This window comes from Kitasatospora nipponensis (genome assembly GCF_039528135.1).
Lineage (GTDB): Bacteria > Actinomycetota > Actinomycetes > Streptomycetales > Streptomycetaceae > Kitasatospora > Kitasatospora nipponensis.
In genome coordinates, this window is the sequence record NZ_BAAALF010000138.1 from 1 (window position 1) to 4,148 (window position 4,148).

The following is a 4,148-nucleotide window of genomic DNA, read 5'->3' on the forward strand; positions in this document are numbered from 1 at the left end:
CCACCACCACACCCGCCGTCTCGTTCCACTCCACCAGAACCCGACGACGCTCCACGTCGTCGAGGAGATCGACCAGACCCACCGCATCGGAGGGCGAGGCGCTCTCGAGCCACTCCAGGACTCGCAGGAAGATCTGGGAGATCGAGGCGCCCGCGGCCGGACCGTGCAGGTCGGAGTTGGTGTCGACATCGATCTGGATGCCGGTGTCGGCCTCACGGTCGCAGATGCTGATCTCCAGGTCACCGACCGGACCGATGGAGAGGTTGCGGGTGATGGCCGGATGGCCGCCGAATCGCATCGAATAGTCGAAGGCCATCACGTTGACGATCACTTCGCAGAGCGGCCGGCCGTCAACGAGCTTCAGGTCCCGCAGCATGTCTTCACTGCGGTAACGCTGGTGCGGCAGTCCGGCGCGGATCCCGGCCTTCACCTGCCGCACCAGGTCCTCGACAGTGCTGTCCTGACGGATGCTCACGCGCACGGGCAACAGATTCGAGGTCATGCCGGGGATCGAACGCAGCTCCGTGCCGAACCGCCCACGCACGGGCACTCCGAGGACGAGGTCCGGCTCGCCGGTCACGCGGTACTGGTAGACGGCTGCAGCCGCGACCATCAGGCCCGCGAAGCTGGTCTTCAAGCGGCGGGCGGCTGCCTTCAGGGCCTTGGCCCCGCCGCTGCCGATGTCGGCCGTGTGCCGGCGCGGCAGCTCCGACTGCCGACGGGTGGCTGATACGCCGCGGCCGGCCGAGTCCGGCAGATCCGCGAGGGCGTCGAGCCAGAAGTCCCGGTCCACGCGGAAGTCGGCCGAGGCGCGGTAGGCAAGGTCCGCGTCGATCAGCGTGGTCACTGACTCGAGAGCTCCTCCGCCCGCTTCGCGGCCCTCGACGAGCGCGTTGTAGAACTCGGCCACGCGACCGGCGAGCACCGAAGCGCCGAGGCCGTCCAGCACGAGGTGGTGGACTCGCTGGTACCAATGGAAGCGGTCCGAGGCGAGCTTCAGCACGGCGAAGACGAACAGCGGCCCGTCACCACCCAGATCCACCGGTCGACGCAGCTCGGTCCGCATCCACTCCAGCGCGGCCGTGTCCGGGTCACTCTCGGTACTGACGTCGACGACCTGGATCGGGTAGTCCCGCGAGTCGGTGACGTACTGACGCGGTACTCCGTCTTCCAGTCGGAACCGCAGGCGATAGGTCTCCGCCTCGTCCAGGGCGCGCCGCAACGCGGCCACCATGAAATCCACGTCCAACGCGCCCTGGATTTCCAGGTATTCGCTGACGTTGTACGCCGGGCTGTTGGGGGCGAGCTGTTGCGCGTGCCAGATGGCAAGCTGGCCGCCCATCAGTTCACGGAGTTCACCTGCGAATTCAGACATGCCGCGCTCCCGCTAATTCGACTCGCCGACTGGAAAAAGCCGGGGCCAGCCGCCGTACGGGCATGCCGAACCAAGCCCAGCTTCTCGTGGTGCATGCGGTAGTCCGGTACCCGGCGGCCTCATGGGGCGGCCGGGTCCGGTGGAACAACCTGGTCCAAACAAGGCTGTTCGGCCGACCCGGCAGGTCGGCCGAACAGCGGCGGGCTCACTTCCCCATGGCCTCGATCAGGCTCTTGGGGCGCATATCGGTCCAGTTGGCCTCGATGTGGTCCAGGCACTCCTGGCGACTGGCCTCACCGAAAACCTTCGTCCAGCCCTCCGGGACATCAATGAAGACCGGCCACAGCGAGTGCTGGCCCTCCTCGTTGACCAGGACCACGTAGCTCGCATCGGGATCGTCGAACGGGTTCGCCACCGCACTGCCCTTCTCAGGTAAACGATGTGGATTGCGCGGTGATCCGTCGTCACCAGCGCCACCGCACGTCGGGGATGCCGCCATGCGCCGAGATCACTATGCGCGAGAGCCACTCGACGCTCAAGGTTTGCCCTCGACCCGAAACGCCCTGTTCGGCGTGTTCAACCAGCGCATTGCCGCAGTTGTACAGCGTGCACGGCAGCGGGACAGCCGCTTCGCGATCATCCTCGCCAATTCCCGCGTAAATGGCTAGGATTGTCGCCGGTCCCCACCACGGCACTCGTTCCTGCCGCAGGGGCGCCGGACCCGACCATCGGCAGCTCCGCCGTCCGGATCCCGCTCACGCCGCGACTGCCCACGTGTCCCGTCGCCGCCGCATCGGTTTCCCTGGTCCTACCTGAGGGGCCTCGCCCGGCGTGGTCGCCCGAGCGCTGCCGGCCATTCCTGCGGGCAGGGGCCGAAATCCGTGAACGGGCAGGGCGGTTGCCCGGTGGGAGGGCACCGGACACGGGCCGCGACCAGACCGCCGTCACCGTACCTGTCATCGCAGGTCATCCCCTGGTTGTACGCGACTGCACCCCCGGCATGACGCGGTGCTCCGGACTCGGCTGCGATACTGGCAGCATGTGGAACTCCTGGGACGGCTGGCTGCTCGGCGGCTCGGTGGTGGCGTGCGCCGTCGCGGCCTTCGCCGTTGCAGCCTGGCGGCGCGCCCACCGCCGCCACCAGGCGGCCCTGGGGGAGCGCGGCTGGCTGCTGGAACGGGAGCGGGCGGCCGCCACCGAGGCCGCGGTCGCCGCCGAGCGCGCCAGGATCGCCGCGGAGCTGCACGACATCGTCAGCCACAACGTCAGCCTGATGGTGGTCCAGGCCGGTGCGGCCCGCGAAGTGCTGGCCACGATGCCGGAGGTGGCGGCCAGAGCGATGAGTGCCGTGGAACGTGCCGGTCGGGATGCGATGACCGAGCTGCGCCAGCTGCTGGGGCTGCTCGCGCCGAGCGCCGACGGTGCCGACGAGCTCGACGGCGAGGCCGGCCTGGGGCCGCAGCCGAGCCTGGACCGGCTCGACCGGCTGATCGACCGGTTCGCCTTCGCCGGGCTGCGGGCGGAGGTGCGGGTCTCCGGCGAGCCGTGCCCGCTGCCACCGGGGATCGACGTGACGGCGTTCCGGATCATCCAGGAGGCACTGACCAATGTGCTCAAACACGCGGGTGAGGGGGCGGCGGCCACGGTGATTCTCCGCTACGACCACCGCAGCCTCCGGGTGGAGGTGCTGAACACCGGCCCGACCGCACTGAACGGCGACGATGCGGCCTCCCCTGCTCCCCGGACCCCGGCGAAGGACGGTGCGGGGCGCGGGCTGATCGGGCTGCGTGAGCGGGTCGCCGTCTACGGCGGCGACCTGGACGCCCGGCGGCGGCTCGGCGGCGGCTACCGGGTGCGAGCCCGGCTGCCGGTGACCGGCCGGTGACCGGCACCCCGGGCACCGAGCCCGCGGCCCCCGAACAGCGCCGCCCCCGGGTGGTGATCGCCGACGACCAGGAGCTCGTCCGCACCGGATTCGGCATGATCCTCACCGCCCGCGGCATCGAAGTGGTCGCCGAGGCCGCCGACGGCGCCGAGGCGGTAGCGGCGGCAGTGCGCCTGCAGCCCGACGTGGCCCTGCTGGACATCCGGATGCCGGTGCTGGACGGCCTGGAGGCGGCCCGCCGGATCATCGCCCAGGTACCCGGCTGCAAGGTCATCATGCTGACCACGTTCGACCTCGACCACTACGTCTACGCCGCCCTGCAGGCCGGGGCCAGCGGCTTCCTGCTCAAGGACGTCACCTCGGCCCACCTCGCCGCCGCCGTGCGCCTGGTGGACACCGGGGACGCGCTGCTCGCCCCGTCCATCACCCGCCGGCTCGTGGAGCGGTTCAGCGCCCCCGACAGTGCTCCGGCAGCGGCTCCGGCAGCGGCTCCGCAGCCCGCCCCCGCGCAGCTGGCGGCACTGACGGCGCGGGAGCTCGAGGTGCTGAGCATGGTCGCGCGGGGCCTGTCCAACAGCGAGCTGGCGGCCGAGCTGACGCTGAGTGAGGCCACCGTGAAGACCCACGTGGCACGGATCTTCGCCAAGTTGGGCCTGCGCGACCGGGCCCAGGCCGTGGTGCTCGCCTACGAGACCGGGCTGGTCGCCCCTGGGCCGCGCTGATCCGGGACGCCCGTCAGCGCGCTGCCTGACGGGCTGCACACCGTGGTCGGAAGCGGCCGTCCAGCGGGCTCCGAAGGCGGCCCTGGCCGGTCGGAACGGTTGCGGACGGAACGGCGGGGCCGAGGAGTGGCCGTTCCCGCCTCCGGGACGCACCGCGTCCCGGAGG

Annotated in this window: 4 protein-coding genes; 2 read left to right on the forward strand and 2 right to left on the reverse strand. The window is 70.7% G+C overall.

Annotation, left to right across the window (positions count from 1 at the left end):
* Both ABD323_RS29080 and ABD323_RS29085 read right to left on the reverse strand, forming a co-directional pair.
* The coding region (locus ABD323_RS29080) for a condensation domain-containing protein (protein ID WP_344444972.1) at positions 1-1,375 on the reverse strand (1,375 nt) is incomplete at its 3' end.
* 205 nt (positions 1,376-1,580) lie between these two features.
* Positions 1,581-1,790 (reverse strand): MbtH family protein, encoded by a 210-nt coding sequence (locus ABD323_RS29085; protein ID WP_344444973.1) that lies wholly within the window; start codon positions 1,788-1,790, stop codon positions 1,581-1,583.
* Between the two features lie 624 nt (positions 1,791-2,414).
* Between ABD323_RS29085 and ABD323_RS29090 the strand changes: the two genes are divergently transcribed.
* Positions 2,415-3,260 (forward strand): sensor histidine kinase, encoded by an 846-nt coding sequence (locus ABD323_RS29090; RefSeq protein ID WP_344444974.1) that lies wholly within the window; start codon positions 2,415-2,417, stop codon positions 3,258-3,260.
* Entirely contained in the window at positions 3,257-3,982 is a 726-nt protein-coding gene (locus ABD323_RS29095) for a response regulator transcription factor (protein WP_344444975.1), read from the forward strand. Before ABD323_RS29090 ends, ABD323_RS29095 begins: the two co-directional genes overlap by 4 nt.
* Positions 3,983-4,148 lie beyond the last annotated feature (166 nt).

Coding starts and splice junctions, on each gene's coding strand:
- ABD323_RS29090 (WP_344444974.1), top strand. CDS start 2,415: ATGTGGAACTCCTGGGACGGCTGGCTGCTCGGCGGCTCGGTGGTGGCG.